This is a genomic window from Trichocoleus sp. DQ-A3, from assembly GCF_039961975.1.
GTDB lineage: Bacteria > Cyanobacteriota > Cyanobacteriia > Cyanobacteriales > FACHB-T130 > FACHB-T130.
Genome location: NZ_JAMPKC010000014.1, coordinates 126,143 through 143,468 on the forward strand (window position 1 = coordinate 126,143; position 17,326 = coordinate 143,468).

The window sequence follows — 17,326 nt, forward strand, 5'->3', positions numbered from 1 at the left end:
GGAACAATGCATCATAACTTAATTATTTATTCATCATTCTGAATTTGACCCGCAGATTTCCAAAGATTCGCCACGACTGCTACCAACTGGGCGGTTTCCACCGGCTTAGAAAGATGGCGCTGATAGCCAGCGGCAAGAGTTTGCAGCCGATCTTCCTCAGTGGTGTAGGCGGTCAGCGCGATCGCGGGAATCTTGCCTCCGCGTTCGGCTTCTCGATTCCGCAGTTGGCGAATCAGCCCATAGCCGTCCTCTAATGGCATTCCGATATCGCTAATCACCAGGTCTGGCAACTCTCGATCCAGCGCTTTCATGGCTTCTGGCACTGATGCCACGGCTCTCACACTTGCTCCTGCCTCCTCTAGAGTGGTGACAACGACTTCGCGGATATCGGCATCATCTTCCACTAACAGAAGGCGCAATCCGCTGAGAGCATGAGGATTGAGGGAAGAGGAAGAGGAAGAGGAAGAGGACTGAGGGCTGAGGACTGAGGACTGAGGATTGAGGGAAGGGGAAGGGGATGAGGATTGAGGATTGAGGATTGAGGATTGAGGATTGAGGGAAGGGGAAGGGGAAGAGGAATTTTTTCTTTCCTGATTCGTGTCTTCTACCTCAGTCGGCACTTCGTGCTGGTGCGCTAACAGTCCTGAAGTTTTCAGCCCTACTTGCGTACTCTCTAAAAGAGGTAGGCGCACTGTAAAAGTGGCTCCGAGTCCTTCGCCTGGACTTTGGGCGCTGACGGTGCCGCCATGCATTTCTACAAGATAGCGGACAATCGCGAGTCCCAGTCCTAGACCTCCATGCGATCGCGTGGTTGTACTATCAGCCTGACGGAACAAGTCAAAGACATGGGGCAAAAAGTCAGGAGTAATACCCACTCCGGTGTCGCTGATTTGGATTTGGGCATAGTGGGTAATTGGTAATTGGTAATTGGTAATTGGTAATTGGTGAGATTCTTCCGCATTAGCCATTACCGATGACCTATTCCCAATAACGATTGACATTCGCACCGTCACTTGTCCGCCGTTCGGTGTGAACTTTAGGGCATTCGAGAGTAGATTTGACATCACCTGTTGCAATCGGACGGGATCGCCTTGGACACGTCCGCAAGAAGGGTCTAGCACTGTCTCTACTTGAATTTCCCGTGTCTGAGCTGTTGCCAGTACAGAATTAATGGAAGTTTGAATCACCGGCACTAGGTCAACTGGGAGGAGACTGAGGGGCAAGTTCCCCCGGATCATGCGCGAGACATCCAAAAGCGACTCAATCAGCTGCGTCTGTGCCTTGGCATTGCGCTCGATAGTTTCCAACGCCTGCGCCGTCCGGTTTTCATCAAACTTGCGGCTGCGGAGCAGCTGTGCCCAACCCAGGACGGCGTTGATCGGAGTTCGCAGTTCGTGGGAGACAATCGCCAGGAACTGGTCTTTCATGCGATTGGCTTCTTGAGCTTCGTGGTAAAGTCGCGCATTGTCTACCGCCAAGGCAGCGCGGTGAGCTAGTTCAGAAGCCAAGGAGAGATCCGCCTGATTGTAGTGACGACCCGATTCGGCAGTAATAAAGGCGATCGCTCCCAAGATTCTTCCACGGGCAATTAATGGTAGGCACATATAAGACTTGAAATCTGCCTTGCGGAGGATTTCCAAGTGTTCCGGATCGCGGGCGATCGCGACGAGCAATTCATCGGAAACCTCCGGAGCGAGTTTTGCCTCACCTGTATGCAACACTTTCGCCAAACCACGGGGCACCTTGGGATCGAAGGGATAACGACGCTCTACCTCCCATGCCAGCTCAACCTTTGAGGCGTCTGCATGGGCAACCGCTCGTTGGCGAATCGTGCCATCCGGCTCAACTGTATGAACGGCGCACCAGTCGGCAAGGTGCGGCACCGCCAGATGTACGAGGCGTTCTAACGTAGCTTGATAATCCAGCGAGTCAGCCAGCACGACGCCAGCTTCCGAGAGGAATTGCCGTGACTGTTCCGCGCGCTTGCGATCGTCAATGTCGGTGCAAGTCCCGAACCACTTGACGACCCATTGATGGCGATCGCGTAGCGGCAATGCCCGAACCAGATGCCAACGGTAAACGCCATCTGAGGCTCTCTTAAAACGGCATTCGGCTTCGTAAGTCTCACCCGTATCAATGGCATTGTTCCAGCCGTCTACCGATGCCTGCAAATCGTCTGGATGGAGTACAGGCTGCCATCCCCAGCCTTGGGCTTGCTCCAGCGTTGTTCCCGTGTAGTCAAACCAGCGTTGGTTGTAGTAATCCACTGACCCATCTGGCTGTGCCGTCCACACCATCTGTGGAATCGCCTCTGCTAGGGAGAGATAACGCTGCTGCGCCTCTTCAGCTTGGGCACGCGCTTCCTGTTCGCGGACGAGCTGGAGCCGTTCTTTCTCAGATTTTTTGCGGTTGGTGATGTCCTCAATCACATACGCAAATTTCGGATGCAAACTGGAAGCTCCCTCGATGGGACAGACGCTAGCAGACAGCCACTTCTTACCTAAGTCAGTCTCGTGAGGGTATTCAAAGCGGATGGTTGTCTGGGTGCGTTGAGCCAACCGATATTGATGAATCCACAATCGCAGGTATTGCGGCGGGACTCCCAAACTGCTACTCAGTCGATTTTGCATCGCTTCGGGAGTTAGCCCAAAGAACTTTGCTGAGGTGGAGTTATCAGAAATATGCCGGATGTCATCTTCCACCAATTCGACAATTCCCATCATCAAAGAAGCGCTATCGAAGAAGCTGCGAAGGATGGATCTTTCCCATTTGAGTGCTTGAAGTGCTTGGTACCGTTCGGTGATGTCCTGAACGAGAGCCACGAAGTAATCAATTGAGCCGTCAGTACGGCGCACGCAGCGAGTCGAGATGCTGGCGTGGATCGTTTGACCATCTTTGCGGATAAACCGCTTGTCCATTGAGTAGGCTTCAATTTCGCCTGCTAAAATCCGCTGGAATTGCTCTACATCGGCTGGCAAATCATCGGGATGAGTTAATTGATCCCAAGTCATTTGCGTGAGTTCTTGCCGGGAATAGCCAAAGATGTCGCACAATTTATCGTTGGCGTCTAGCCAACCTTTGTCTGGCGAACTAATGGCGATCCCGACTAAAGGAAGTTCAAAGTAGCTGCGGAAGCGTTGTTCGCTCTTCCGCAGCTCTTGTTCGGCTTGTTGAGCCAGGGCGATTTGTTCTTGAAGTAATTCATTCGCTGTTGCGAGTTCGGCAGTTCTTTCCCGAACCCGAATTTCTAAATTTTGATGGGAAGCCTGCAATTCGCGCTGGCGGGAGGTGAGTTCTTTGGCTAAGGTGGCGAGGTCTATATCCAGAGTTTGTAACTCCTGCTGAAGAATCTCACGGGTGCGTTTCATAGCGATCGCATTGCCCACCCGCGCTCGGAGTTCCTCGATATGAAAGGGCTTCATCAGGTAATCTTGTACCCCTTCTCGTAACATCTGCACCCGTAGCTCGTCGTCTGCTTTCGCCGTCAGCAGAACAATCGGGATCGTATCGAGTTCCTTGATGGCTCTGACTTCCCGCACTAGCTGGTCGCCGTTCATTTGAGGCATCATCATATCGGTGAGGATTAAGTCAGGATGCAGGGCGATCGCTTTGTCCAATCCTTCCTGCCCATTCCGGGCACTTACGACCCGATTCTCTGGCGCTAAACTCTCGACGATGAAGCGATTCATTTCCGGATTGTCTTCAACTACCAGCACGAGTGGGGATTGAGAATTAGAAATTTCACCTTGAGGATTTTGCGCGGACTGTTCTGATGGGAAAATTTCTGATGACTGGTAATTTAATGCCGATTCCAAATCGTTGGGTTGATGCCCCAGTTCTGCCATTACAGAAAGGGCAATTTCCTTGTAATTTGTGGATGTTTTCGCCTGGGGCGATCGCGTCGAATCGATTTGAAGATTTGTCGAAGTCAGCTTGTCGGAGTCTGTAGCAGCTGGTTGCGCGATCGCAATCGTCTCCCCATCCAGATGAAAATCGCGATTCCCATCGGGTACTAGCAACCCTTCTGTATTGGTACTTAGAACGTCTGAGGGTGCTGCTTGCGGCATCCAGGTCGTGAAAACTGCCCCGCCTTTTGGAGCCTGGTTAACTTCTATGGAGCCGCCGTGCAATTCAACGAACTCCTTGACAATGGCTAGCCCCAGACCAGTACCGCCAAATCCTTGCTGAGTAACGAATTCCTCTTGGCGATACGGCTCAAAAATGGCTTCCCGGAGTTCTGGTGGCACGCCTGGGCCAGTATCTTCAATGGTGAGGGTGAAGGATGAAGACGACAGGGAGTCCAGGGCGAAGACTTGCTCCTCTGTGCCTCTGTGCCCCTGCTCCTGAGGACTGACTTCCGCAAGGATGCAGCGGATACTACCCCCCATCGGGGTGAATTTGAAGGCGTTGGAAAGTAGATTGAAGCAGATGCGCTGCCACTTATCTGGATCGACACTCGCCCTAAGAGATGAAGGAGTTTCGACAACGAAGGATATCTGACGGTCTTCTGCAATGGTTTCAAAGTTGGCAGCAATCAGCCGCACCAGCTCAGCCACGTCGCTGAGTGCGTAGTTCACTTCCATTTTGCCTGCCTCCAGCTTGGAGACATCCAGCAAATCGTTGACTCGTTTGAGCAGGGTACGGGCGTTACGATCCACCAATTCTAGGTCGTGACGTTGTTCTGGGTTGGTCAGATTCGGCTCGGAGAGCAGTTTCTCCGTTGGCCCCAAGATCAAGGCAAGTGGTGTCCGCAAGTCGTGGCTAACGTTGGCAAAAAATTGGGTTTTTAATTGGTCGAGTTCCTTAAGTTTTTGGTAAAGCGTCTCTAACTCAACGTTTGCCGTTTCTAGTTGGAGTTTACGATCTTCAGAGGTTTTTGCAGAGGCAATCAGCGTCAGGACTTGAGGAACTAATGGCGGGATTACCAAGGCTGTCGTCACTGAAGCGATCGCTGTAATTAATTTAATCGTTCCGGATAGCCAATAAACGGGCATCCATAGTGTCCACACTTCTATAAAATGCGTGGCACCGCAGGCAATAATGAAAAATCCAAAGGCGATAAATACTGAATGAAAAGGAATATCTCGACGCGCTTTGTGGACTAAATAAACTAGCGTCACTGAAATCGAAACATACGCTAGTCCGATTAACGTATCGGTGGCAACATGAAGTGACACCAACCCTGGTTTCCACAAATAGCAATGTCCATGTGGGATAAAACCATTCGCTGCAAAAAGATTGTTTAATAATTCCGGCCCTAGCCACAGACCCAGCAAAGTACAAATAGATACTACTAGCCCGTAGCCGAGAGCGGCCCAAGGTATGATATGCATAGATTGCTTTTCCCCTCCTGATACTATTTTGAGGGTTAAATCCCGACTTTGGGGATCGCGCCGCTCTCGTTCTTTCAGCCAATTGAGCAAGCAGTGCGTCTAGCGAATAAGCTTAGCGATCGCTTCTGCTAACAGGGATGGCTCAACTGGCTTAGCGATGTGTCCATCGAAACCCGCAGCGCTCGCTCGCTCGGTATCTGCCTTACTGGCATAGGCGGTGAGTGTGAGTGCTGGCAGCCGCCTCACTCGTTCTGCCGAATGGTTCCTGACTTTGGCAATTAGCGAATAGCCATCCTCCAAGGGCATTCCGATGTCGCTGACAAGGACATCCGGCTGAAACTGTTCGAGTGCTTCTAAGGCATCGAGAACGGATGCCACAGCAAGTATCTTTCCTCCATACTGTTCCAAGGCTGTGGAAAGAAATTCTCGTGCGTCTGCTTCATCATCTACGACCAGTATCCGCACTCCACTCAGAATGTTCAGGACAGGAGGAGTGAGGGAAGAGGAGGGAAGAGGACTGAGGGCTGAGGACTGAGGACTGAGAGAAGAGGAGGGAAGAGGGCTGAGGGCTGAGGGCTGAGGGTTGAGGGTTGAGGAGTAAGAGTAATTTTGGGTTTTCTCATTTGCTTGTTCTAGGTCAATCTGCACTTCCTGCCGCTGCGCTAACAGTCCTGAAGTTTTTAGTCCTACCTGTGTCCTTTCTAAGAGGGGCAACCGCACTGTAAAGGTCGCTCCGAGTCCTTCTCCTGGACTCGTCACCTCAACGGTGCCGCCATGCAGTTCCACCAGTTGGCGGACGATGGCTAACCCTAGCCCCAAACCCGCTTGCGATCGCGTCGTTGTACTATCCGCTTGCCGAAAGCGCTCGAAGACGTAGGGCAGAAAGTCAGGACTGATGCCCAATCCGGTGTCGCTGATTTCAATTTGGGCGTGGTTGGGAATGGGGAATGGGTTCGATGGGTTGCTATTCCCGATTCCCGATGACTCATTCCCCTTGACCGTTGACAACTTTACCGTGACTCGTCCGCGTTCCGGTGTGAACTTAATGGCATTGGAAAGCAGATTCCAGACGATTTGCTGCAAGCGTTCTGCATCACCCATCACAACGCCAATATCAGGAACGAGCATTGATTCTAGAGCGATCGCTTTGGCTTCGCAGGAAGGTAAGACGGTATTGATGGATGACTCAATTACCGATATCAGGTCAACTGGACGAATATTCAGGCGGATTTGCCCGCGAATTAGGCGCGAGACATCTAATAAATCCTCAATCAGTTTTACCTGTGATTTGGCGTTGCGCTCAATCGTCTCTAGCGCCCGCGCGGTGGTGGTTTCATTGAGTTTCCGCGTCCGGAGCATCGTCGCCCAACCCAGCATCGCGTTTAAGGGCGTCCGCAGTTCGTGGGAGACGATTGCCAAAAATTCGTCTTTGATCCGGCTTGCTCTCTCTAATTCTTCTGCCTGTTGCCGCAGAGTCGCTTCTAACTGCTTGGCGCGAGTGATGTCCTCGGCAATGCCAACAATGCGGTAAACCTCTCCCCGATCGTTTTGGATCGGAAAAGCGCGATCGCGTATCCAGCGCTCCTCGCCGTCGGGTCGGGCAATCCGATACTCTTGATCGTACTTTTCGTAGCTCTGCTTTTTCGCCGCAGCGATTACCCGCTCTCGATCTTCTGGATGGATGGAATTCACCCAGGATGAAGGGTCTTCGTAAAGGCTTACGGTCGTGCGACCCCAGATTTTTTCATAGGCGGGACTGACATAGAGTAACTGTTTCGGAGCGTCCGAACGAATCCAGAACACTTCATCGATGTTTTCTGCCAGCTGACGGAACCGCTTTTCACTTTCTTTGAGTGCTTCCTCTGCACGCTTGCGTTGGGTGCGGTCGAGGACAAAAGCAACGCAACTATCGGGAGATTCTTCCAACCGAGCCAACCCGACGAGAACTGGAACGCGGCTGCCATCTTTACGAACGTATTCTTTTTCCCAAGGCGTACACGTGCCGGAGTTCAGCATTTCTTGGTTTTTGTGCCGATCCAAATCGTCGAATTCCTCCGGGGTCATGATATCCCAACGCACTTTGCCCGTTTGCAGCTCTTGGCGGGTGTAGCCAAGCAGATTCAAAAAGGCGTCGTTGGTATCGGTGACATTGCCGTTAAAGTCGGCGAAGACGACCCCGATGATATTGGATTCCACCAGACGCCGAAATCGGGCTTCGCTTTGCCGCTTTGCCTCTTCGGTGCAGTGACGCTCAATGGCGATGCCTGCCAGATTGGTCGATATCTCAACCAGTTTCTGGTCGTGCAAACTAGGCTGTTGCGGCTTGCGGTAATACATCGCAAAAGTGCCTAAGATATCTCCATTCGTGGCAAAAATCGGGACTGACCAACACGCTTGGAATCCATGAGACAAAGGCAAATCTTTGTATTCTGCCCACAGGAAATCGTTGGCAATATCCGACACAACTACTGGTTCGCGCCGATAAACCGCCGTACCGCAACTGCAAGCTACAGCACCGATGGGAATCCCGTCAGGGACTGCTTGAAAGTAGCTGTTTGGAATGCTGGGTGCTGCACCGCGATAGAGTTTTTGCTTTTCTTTGTTCATCAGCAGAATCGAACACAGAGCGCCATCCGACTGTTGTTCGATCAACCGGGCGAGAACATCCAGCACGGAGGGGAGGGCGGCACCTTTGGCAATCATTTCCAAGACCGTGTTTTGCGTCGCTAACAAAGCTTGGTTTGAAGAGCGCTGAGTGATGTCGAAAAAGGTGACAACAGCAGCGACGAGTTTGCCGGCGCGATCGCATACCGGAGAGGAGCTGACGTGCATTGTGCCCCGCGTATCATCCCCCCGCAAAAATTGAATTTCTTCATCAATGACGACTTCGCCGGTGCTGATGGAACGTGCCAAAGGCCATTCCTGCGGCTGATAAGGTCGCCCGTCGGCGTGGAAGCCTTGGTACTCGCGGTACTCCTCAATATCCCTAGATTGCCGAAAAGGATGACGCCAAATCCGATCCACCTGCTCGTTGCCGAGGATCAGCTTCCCGGAGGGAGCTTCCGCAACAATCGCGCCGACTGGTAGCTGTCGCAGCACCGCTTCTAGGAGGGCGCGTTCGGTTTCCAATTGCGAATGAGCGCGATCGCATTCGTCTTGAGCAATTCGGCTTTCGCTGATGTCTAAAGTACAGCCAACTACGCGCACTGCACGCCCATCAGCATCTCGCACGATTAGCCCTCTATCCCAAACATATAGATACCGATCGTTTTTGTGGCGAATCCGATATTCGACGGTAAAACTACTACTGGCGGCGATCTTGCTGTTTATTTCCTCGTGTACCCGCTGTCGGTCATCCGGATGAATCCGCTCCATCCACCACTGAACAGTTGTTTGGGCTTCTTCAATTTGATAGCCTAGAACCTCACTCAGCCCCTGTGTCCTTTCTATCGTGTTCTGAGTCAGATCCAATTCGTAGATAATCCCATTAATTGCCGCAGCCGCCAGCTCAAAGCGCTCGTTTGCCCTCCTCAGCTTTTCCTCGACCTGTTTGCGTTCGCCCAGTTGCTGATTCAGAATGTCGTTAGTCGCCTCTAGCCTCAAAGCTTGTTCTGCGCGGCGCTTTAGAAACCCGACCATCAACACCAGAGCTGGTGTGGTGAAGGCTAGTACGAGCAAGTGACGGGCATTTTCGTCTGTGTACTCAAACAAATGTCCGGGGTTGGAAAAGAAGCCAAGGGCATACACCAGCGAAATCGCTGCGCTAATCAACCCAGCCCAAAAACTGCCGCTGAAGGTAGCATAAACTACCGTGGTGAGGGAAATCGGGCCTGGGTTGGGGATGGCAAATTTTGTCTGAGACAGCACCTCAATGGCGACAAGCGTCGCCACTGTTAGGATGGGGCCAATGACCTGCGACCCGAAGCTCGTGTTCGACGACTTTTTTCTGACATGATTAGAGTCAGCCATTATTCTGGAACTTCAGCTAATTTTTTGGTGTAATTCGGTGTGAAAGTTTAAAAAAACTCTGATTCTTAAAGTTAAATTCATTAATTTTGTAAAAGATTAAGCTAGACGTTACTTGCGCGATCGCTCAAAAACCTATTTTTATTTTAAAGAAATCTTCCCCAAGGATGAGGTATTGACGATGGGGCATTGGAGCCAGACTGTAAAAGGTTTGCTAAATCTATTTCTGAAGTCCAACTGCCCACTCTGCCAGCGCCCGACTTCTCAAGAATTTTGCGAAGACTGTCAGCGGCAACTGCAACGCTGTCAGATGTCCAATCCTAACCAATTTTGGCAAGGGCAACTACCCGTGTTTGCTTGGGGCGGATATGGAGGGGCAATGAAGAGAGCGATCGCTGCCCTAAAATATGAAAACCATCCCCAACTGGCTCGTCCGTTGGGTCATTGGCTTGCTCAAGCATGGCTGAATTCTCCGGTATCCGCTCAGCTCAAATTAACCGTAGTGCCCATCCCCATGCACCCCTCCAAAGTGAGTCAGCGAGGCTACAATCAGGCAGATTTACTGGCTCAAAGCTTTTGCGATTATACCGGCTACCCCATGCGATCTCTGGGTTTGGAACGGGTACGGGCGACAGAGGCTCAGTTTAGCTTATCTGGCACCGAGCGAGAAAAAAACTTAGCTGGCGCTTTCTCCCTTGGAAAAGAATTTCTTCGTAGCCGTCCATCTACGCCAGTGTTGTTATTAGATGACATTTATACGACAGGAGCGACGGCTCAATCTGCGGCTCAAACGCTCGCACAACATGGCATCCGAGTATATGGTTTAGTTGCAGTCGCGACTCCTAAAAGGGTGAAGGATGATGGTTGATACAATCCAATTAGCAATTACTAATGACACCCGGTGTGCAACTTTCTGTATTTTCGCCCAATCAATAGGGGTTAAGAAAAAGTGGCGCAGGGCGTAATGCACGAAATTTAATTTTTCCAAATCACTAACACCACGCCGCTGATAATCAGACCCAAACCCACCACGCGGCTCAAAGGAATCGCTTCTCGGAAAATAAAATAACCCAGCAGCACAGAGAATACATAAGTCAGACTTACCGCAGGGCCAGCGATGCTGAGATTCACCCGCGTCAGTAGCAAAATATAAACAAAAGCCCCTAAACCATAGCAAGCCAGACCCGCTAGAAGTTCTGGTGTACCGAGAATGCTGAAAAGATGACCGATCCAATTAGCTGCATTGACTCTGCCTAACTTCAAAGCTCCAGCTTTGAGCAAAAATTGCCCTGCAACGCTCGCTAGGATCGAAATCAGGAATAACCCAAATTCTGGTGAATTCACAGAAATATCAATAAAGTGAGGAGATCCGTCTCTAAGTTTACAGCCATCCGAGGCTGAGCCAGAGCTAGAATCGACTCAAAGGGATCGCAACGTAAATTCAAGCAAATCAGAGTGTTATGACGAGCGTACTTCAGTCTCCCTATACCAGCGAGCAAATGGCGGTTTGGATACGCGGCTTGCTAATGGTTGCTTGGGCAGACGGCAATTTTGACGCCGAAGAACAGAAATTAATTTCATCGCTGACTCAGAACCAAGTAGCGCCCACAATGGATTTGGGATCGCTCGAACCGATTACTGCCGATGAATTAGCAGCGGCTTTTAGGCAAGATGCCAGAAGCGCAGAAGATTTCCTGCGTACCGCTGTGATGGTGGCAGTCGCAGATGGCGTTTATTCCTCCAGCGAGGATGAATTGCTATTCCAGTTTTGTGAGGCATTAGGACAGCAGCCGAAAGCGCTTTCATTGCTGCGGCAAACCCTGATTCCTACCTCAGAAAGCGAGATTTCCGCTGACTCGGACAAAGGAGCAGCGGCTCGGATTCGGCAGCGGGATGTGCTGCGCCCAGTACGGGTATGGCTAGATGGGCTAGAAATTCACGATCCACGATTGGCGAGATTCTTGTGCAAAATGATTCCTGCCCAGTGCCCGTTTGAGCGCGATGTCAAGCTATTTGGTCACAAAATTGTCCACATTCCACCGCTGTGTAAGCTCAATCCCATCTACGAACAGTTAGTAGGTTTGCGCTTCCGCGCTTTATCCTATTTGGCGGATGATTGTGGTGAAGATGTGTCACCGTATTGTTAGTGGAAGACTGGCTAATGGCTAATGGTTCATGATTCATGGTTCATGGTTCATGGCATCCCGGAGCAAACGATCAATCAGTAACAATTAGCAATTAGCAAAGGAAATTTATGCAATTTATCGATCAGGTAGAAGTTGAAGTGGAGGCGGGGAAAGGGGGCGATGGAATTGTCGCTTTCCGACGGGAAAAATATGTGCCAGCTGGGGGGCCATCCGGGGGGAATGGCGGTCGCGGTGGTTCGCTGATTCTAGAGGTGGTTGAGAATTTGCAAACCTTGCTGGACTTCAAGTATACCCATCGTTTCAAGGCTGAAGACGGTTCGCGGGGAGGGCCAAATAATCGCACGGGTGCAGCGGGACGCGATCGCGTGATTCATGTTCCCCGTGGCACGATGGTTTATGATGCCGAAACGGATGAGTTGCTGAGCGATTTGGTCGAGACAGGGCAAACTTTCTGTGTGGCGAAGGGTGGCAAGGGGGGTTTGGGAAATCAGCACTTTTTGAGCAACCGCAATCGAGCGCCGGATTATGCTTTAGACGGATTGCCAGGTGAAAAACGGCAGCTGCGTTTAGAACTGAAGCTCTTAGCTGAGGTGGGGATTATTGGTTTACCCAATGCCGGTAAGTCTACGCTGATTTCGGCGATTTCAGCGGCACGACCGAAGGTAGCAGATTATCCTTTTACAACGTTGGTGCCGAATCTGGGGGTGGTACGCAAACCCAGCGGTGACGGCACCGTATTTGCTGATATTCCAGGTTTAATTGAGGGTGCCCATATGGGTGCCGGGTTGGGACACGACTTTTTGCGTCATATCGAGCGTACCCGATTACTGCTACACTTGATTGATGGGACTAGCGAAGATCCCATTGTTGCGTATCAAACGATACAGCAGGAGCTGCACTCTTACGGTCGCGGACTAGCAAATCGTCCGCAGATTGTGGCGCTGAACAAGGTGGATGCTATCGATCCCGATCGTGATGTGGAAGCGATCGCGCAACAGCTTCGTCAGTTAAGTCATGCACCCGTATTCCTGATTTCAGGGGTTGCTGGCATTGGGCTAGATCAAATGTTGCACGAAGTTTGGCAGACCCTCGCTCAACTGGATGAACTAGCCACCATTAATCATTAATAACTAAAAATTAAAAATGCAAGAATTTATCTTTCATTTTTAATTTTTACTTGTGACTTTTGCTGGGGATTAGTCCTAATAACGCTTACAAATTACTGAATTCTTAGCTTCGTTTGAGGTTAGAAACCTAACCAGTGTGAGTTTTTTCTCAAAACAAGCTAACAATTTTCAGTAATTAATCTCATCCTCCGCTTACTTGAAAAATACAAATTATTTCGTTGCGACTACAGCAAGATTCCAGGCAAAACGCTTCATTAAAGGAATCTTTTTTAAAACGCCATCCATCTTTTCTAAACGTTGATAATTGGGTGCCAATCTTTCATGTTCAATAATAATTTTCTTCCAGTAACGTTCCTTATTCGGATCGATTTTTTCAATTAAATAGAAGCGTAGAAAAATCCACAGCGTTGCCAACCAAAACGTATCGTAAGACGTTTCTGAAAACTGGGATTTTACAAAATTGACAATATTAATATCCAGGGGCGTTTCATCTTCAGTCCGCACTTTCGTCGCAATCCGGCGGTACACATTAATGACTGGATTGTGTTTCAGAGGGTCCCAAAAACAAGCTTTTCCACCCGGTTTAAGCACCCGGTGCATTTCCCGAATGGCGAGTTTCGGATTGGGTAAATGGTGCAACAAATTCGAGGCGTAGACAATATCAAAACTATTATCGGGGCAATCGAGCGCGATCGCATTCATGGTTCGCCCCTCAATCTCGACGCCGTTTTTCTCTGCCAGTTGTAGGGCGACTTCCACCATGCCGGGAGAGTAGTCAGATGCCACGCACAGCGCCCCTTTTTTGGCAAAGTAAACGCTATTTTCCCCAGCGCCACACCCTAAATCGAGAAGCTTTTTGCCTCTGATATCTCCCAGTTGCCTGAGGATGAAACGGTTTTCAGGGGCAGTACAAGCTTCAAAATAATCTTTGACCTTGATTCCATCTACATCAATAGTAGATGCCCATTGATCGTGGAATTTTTTCTCTTTGTCAAAAATATCCATAATTAAGAATTAAACGCAAAGGTTCGCAAAGGTAAACGCAAAGGTACGCAAAGGATTTTCTCACTTTGCGTACCTCTATGGCTGTTTGCGGTTTATACTTTTTGGGAGATTACTACCGATCGCGTCTCTTCTTTTTCCAAGGCAACATACAAGCGATTCAGGGCGTTGACATAGGCTTGGGCGGAGGCGACGATGATATCGGTGTTGGCAGCATGACCGGAAAATACTCGATCTTGGTGCCGTAGGCGAATCGTGACTTCTCCGATGGCGTCAATTCCAGCCGTTACCGATTGAACGGAAAATTCAATCAGTTGGTTGGGGACGTTGACGACGCGGTTGATTGCCTTGTAAACGGCATCTACGGGTCCCGTCCCGATGGCGGCGTCGGTGAGTTCTTCGCCTGCGGGAGTGCGAAGTGTAACGGTTGCGGTGGGCTGAGAGTTGCTGCCGCAAGAGACTTGCACCAATTCTAAGCGGAAAATTTCCGGGGCTTGTTGGATTTCATCGTTGGCGATCGCTTCCAAATCCCAATCGGTGATTTCTTTCTTTTTATCCGCTAAGTCTTTGAATTTCAGAAAGGCTTTATTTAACTCGCTTTCTGATAGTTCAAACCCCAATTCTTTCAGTCGAGCGCTGAAGGCATGGCGACCGGAATGTTTGCCCAGTACAATCTGATTATCGGTTAAACCGATAGATTGGGCATCCATAATTTCGTAGGTGAGCTTGTTTTTCAGCACCCCATCTTGGTGAATGCCAGACTCGTGTGCAAAAGCATTTGCGCCCACAATTGCTTTATTCGGCTGCACCAACATCCCTGTTAAGTTAGAAACTAACCGAGATGTTTTGTAAATCTGCTTTGTGTCAATATTCGTGAGGGGTTCTTCTGACTCCTCTGGGCGTCCTAAAAATGGATTGTAATACTGACGCCGGACATGGAGTGCCATCACCAATTCTTCGAGTGAAGCATTCCCGGCTCTTTCGCCAATGCCGTTAATGGTGCATTCTAGCTGTCGTGCGCCATTTTTCACGGCTTCCAAGAAGTTCGCCACCGCCAAGCCTAAGTCATTATGACCGTGTACGGAAATGATTGCTTGGTCAATATTCGGCACATTCTCTTTAATTCCCTTAATTAAGTCACCAAACTCGCTGGGAGTCATGTAACCAACGGTATCGGGAATATTGACAGTTTTGGCACCCGCCGCAATTGTCCGCTCTAGCACTTGGTAGAGGAACTCTGGATCGGAGCGAGCGGCATCCATTGGGGAGAATTCTACATCGTCCATGAAGGATTTAGCGTAGGCGACCATTTCTTCTGCGATCGCTAACACTTCAGCCCTTGTCTTTCTTAGCTGATATTCTAAGTGAATATCAGATGTCGAAATAAAGGTGTGAATCCTACCTTTTACCGCCGGTTTTAGCGCTTCTGCCGCGGCTTCAATATCTGCTTTGATCGCTCTTGCCAAACTACAGATAACCGGGCCATCTTCTGTCCCGACTGTCTTGGCAATTTTCTGAACTGCCTCGAAATCTCCTGGGCTAGCATAAGCGAACCCCGCTTCAATCACATCCACGCCCAAACGAGCCAATTGTCGCGCGATACTCAGCTTTTCGTCTACATTCAGAGTTGCGCCGGGGCACTGTTCCCCATCTCGAAGGGTCGTATCGAAAATAATAATCCGGTCTTGGCTAGGTTCAACGTTCATAGGTCAAAAAAACACATCCTTCAAGTTTGATTCATTCGCCGTTAGTCATTAGTTCTTGCTAATTAGTTATAGCCAAAAAAACTAAGGTTTGAAGACTAATATTCAGTTTTTTCAATAAATTCCCGAATTTCATTCAGGTCTATGTAGCGGTCTGTAGCGTTTCTTAGCTCTCTCGCTATCATTCCTTCTGTGGAAACTACTGTAATATGCGTATTTTTAGAACGTAACAGTTCGATGGCTCTTTCAAAATCGCCATCTCCACTGAATAAAACTACTCGATCGTACTGTTCTACTGTATTAAACATATCAACAACAATTTCAATATCTAAGTTCGCCTTTTGCGAATAGCGACCGGAAGTGTCATCGTAATATTCTTTAAGAATTTTTGTACGGACGGTGTATCCCAAACTAATTAGTGCGTCTCGAAATCCTCGCTGATCCTGCGGATCTTTTAGCCCGGTGTACCAGAAGGCGTTGATGAGATTTGTATCGGGCTGTTCCTTTCTAAAGTATTCCAATACTCGCCTAGGATCGAAAAACCAACCATTTTTTTGTTGAGCGTAGAACATATTGTTCCCGTCTACAAAAATAGAAAGACGGTTCATTAAGAAAGCCATAGAAACTAAAACCTAAAATTTGTAGAAAAGAATTTTAGTGGAATGATTTATTCTAGCAATTTGTTACGAATATTTATTCATAAGTACTTTAGTGCAATCCCTATTCTTTTTTATCTTTCCGGATCTCACCAAAACCTGCTGGCATTCAGGAGGTTTTTCGGGCAAAATCGGCGATTAAAGTCGAAAAAGGGGAACAGCACCGATAAAGTCAAACATAACTTCTTCTTTAAACTCTACCTTAGTTGAGGACTCTATTACTGTCCTAGTGGACACTATCGTATAGTTAGGGCAAGTACTTAAGCACTGCCTTTATAGTATTTACAGGTAAGAACACCAATCACTCCAACTACCAGCATATAGCTTGCCCGTATGAACTCCCGCTATTTCTAAAGACAACAGATTTACGCAGGCGGTAACGCCAGAACCACAGTAGACTAAAACCTCCTCAGCTTGCTCTAAGCCTACCCATCGTGCGCGTTGTTCCGTCATCGGTCGTAGGTAAGATTGACTACTCGATACTTCCTGCCAAGGATAGTTTACGGCTCCGGGGATATGACCGGCAATTGGATCAATGGGTTCTTGTTCGCCAGAAAAGCGATCGCCTTCCCGCGAATCTACCAATACCACTCCTGGCAAGTCTTTTCTAGCTTTGACGGTTTCAATATCTACTACCCAGTCTTGTCGCACCTGAGGCACAAACTTGCCTCTGTGTGGCGTTGGAAGCACGTCTGTAACCGGATATTCCTCTGCCTGCCATCCCGAAAAGCCGCCATCTAACAAAGCCACGCGATCGTGCCCTAGGTAGCGCAACAGCCACCAGAGACGTGCAGCAAAGGCAAATCGGGAATCATCATAGGCAACAACCAAGGTTTCCTGAAAATTTACTCCAATGGCTGCTAACTTCTTTGCTAATTCATCGGGATTGGGCAATGGATGCCTTCCCCCGTGCTGTCCGACGGGTGCAGAAAGGTCTTTGTTGAGATCCAGATAGTAGGCACCGGGAATGTGACTGGTGAGATACTGCTGGTGTCCCAATTCCGGATTGGCAAGGGAAAAGCGACAATCCACAACGATAACTTGCGAAAGCTCCGGAGCCGCTGCGCTAAGGTTCAGGTGTTCGGAAAGCCACTGGGCGGAAACGACAAAAGGGGTATCGGTCATTGACTTGACTGTTTGCAATCAAAACAGTGTACAAGTCTTCAGGGAGCGATCGCATCTGTGTTGCCACGGCAATAGTGGAGAAGCTATCGCGTTTCTGTTTAGAATTCAACTCCAAGTATCCATGCGACTCACTTACAATTTATAGAGTTAGCGAGACTTAAACAGATTTCAAGCCCAAATAAAACCCAAAGCAGCTTTATAGGCTGAGAATACATCTCGATTAGCGTTCACCCACTCCATAAAACGGAAAGACATCGCTGTCCGAAA

General features: G+C 49.3%; 10 protein-coding genes. 3 read left to right on the plus strand and 7 right to left on the minus strand.

The features are described from left to right. Positions 1-26: 26 nt before the first annotated feature. Positions 27-5,333, minus strand: coding sequence for a PAS domain S-box protein (locus NDI44_RS19325; protein WP_242037116.1), 5,307 nt, complete (start codon positions 5,331-5,333; stop codon positions 27-29). 99 nt (positions 5,334-5,432) lie between these two features. Next, positions 5,433-9,302 (minus strand): PAS domain-containing protein, encoded by a 3,870-nt coding sequence (locus tag NDI44_RS19330; RefSeq protein WP_190414123.1) that lies wholly within the window; start codon positions 9,300-9,302, stop codon positions 5,433-5,435. Between the two features lie 178 nt (positions 9,303-9,480). Between NDI44_RS19330 and NDI44_RS19335 the strand changes: the two genes are divergently transcribed. Then, positions 9,481-10,167, plus strand: a complete 687-nt coding sequence (locus NDI44_RS19335) for a ComF family protein (protein WP_190414126.1) — start codon at positions 9,481-9,483, stop codon at positions 10,165-10,167. A gap of 107 nt (positions 10,168-10,274) precedes the next feature. Here the strand turns inward: NDI44_RS19335 and NDI44_RS19340 are convergent, their stop codons facing one another. Next, the gene (locus NDI44_RS19340) at positions 10,275-10,643 is read right to left on the minus strand and encodes an EamA family transporter (RefSeq protein WP_190414128.1); all 369 of its coding nucleotides are present in this window, start codon (positions 10,641-10,643) and stop codon (positions 10,275-10,277) included. 116 nt (positions 10,644-10,759) lie between these two features. On the opposite strand from NDI44_RS19340, the gene NDI44_RS19345 reads away from it, so the two are divergent. Next, positions 10,760-11,446, plus strand: a complete 687-nt coding sequence (locus NDI44_RS19345) for a Mo-dependent nitrogenase C-terminal domain-containing protein (protein ID WP_190414131.1) — start codon at positions 10,760-10,762, stop codon at positions 11,444-11,446. A 107-nt stretch (positions 11,447-11,553) separates the two neighbouring features. Further along, positions 11,554-12,573: a GTPase ObgE gene (obgE, locus tag NDI44_RS19350; RefSeq protein ID WP_190414133.1), complete on the plus strand. Its 1,020-nt coding sequence runs from the start codon at positions 11,554-11,556 to the stop codon at positions 12,571-12,573. 210 nt (positions 12,574-12,783) lie between these two features. Here the strand turns inward: obgE and NDI44_RS19355 are convergent, their stop codons facing one another. The 4 genes from NDI44_RS19355 to NDI44_RS19370 all read right to left on the minus strand — a co-directional run bounded on the left by NDI44_RS19355 (position 12,784) and on the right by NDI44_RS19370 (position 17,059). Then, entirely contained in the window at positions 12,784-13,578 is a 795-nt protein-coding gene (locus tag NDI44_RS19355; RefSeq protein WP_190414135.1) for a class I SAM-dependent methyltransferase, read from the minus strand. Between the two features lie 92 nt (positions 13,579-13,670). After that, complete coding sequence (locus NDI44_RS19360) at positions 13,671-15,281, minus strand: 2-isopropylmalate synthase (protein WP_190414137.1); 1,611 nt, start codon at positions 15,279-15,281, stop codon at positions 13,671-13,673. Positions 15,282-15,376: 95 nt separating this feature from the next. Next, positions 15,377-15,898, minus strand: a complete 522-nt coding sequence (locus NDI44_RS19365) for an NYN domain-containing protein (RefSeq protein ID WP_190414139.1) — start codon at positions 15,896-15,898, stop codon at positions 15,377-15,379. 318 nt (positions 15,899-16,216) lie between these two features. Next, complete coding sequence (locus NDI44_RS19370) at positions 16,217-17,059, minus strand: sulfurtransferase (RefSeq protein WP_190414140.1); 843 nt, start codon at positions 17,057-17,059, stop codon at positions 16,217-16,219. Between the last annotated feature and the right edge of the window lie 267 nt (positions 17,060-17,326).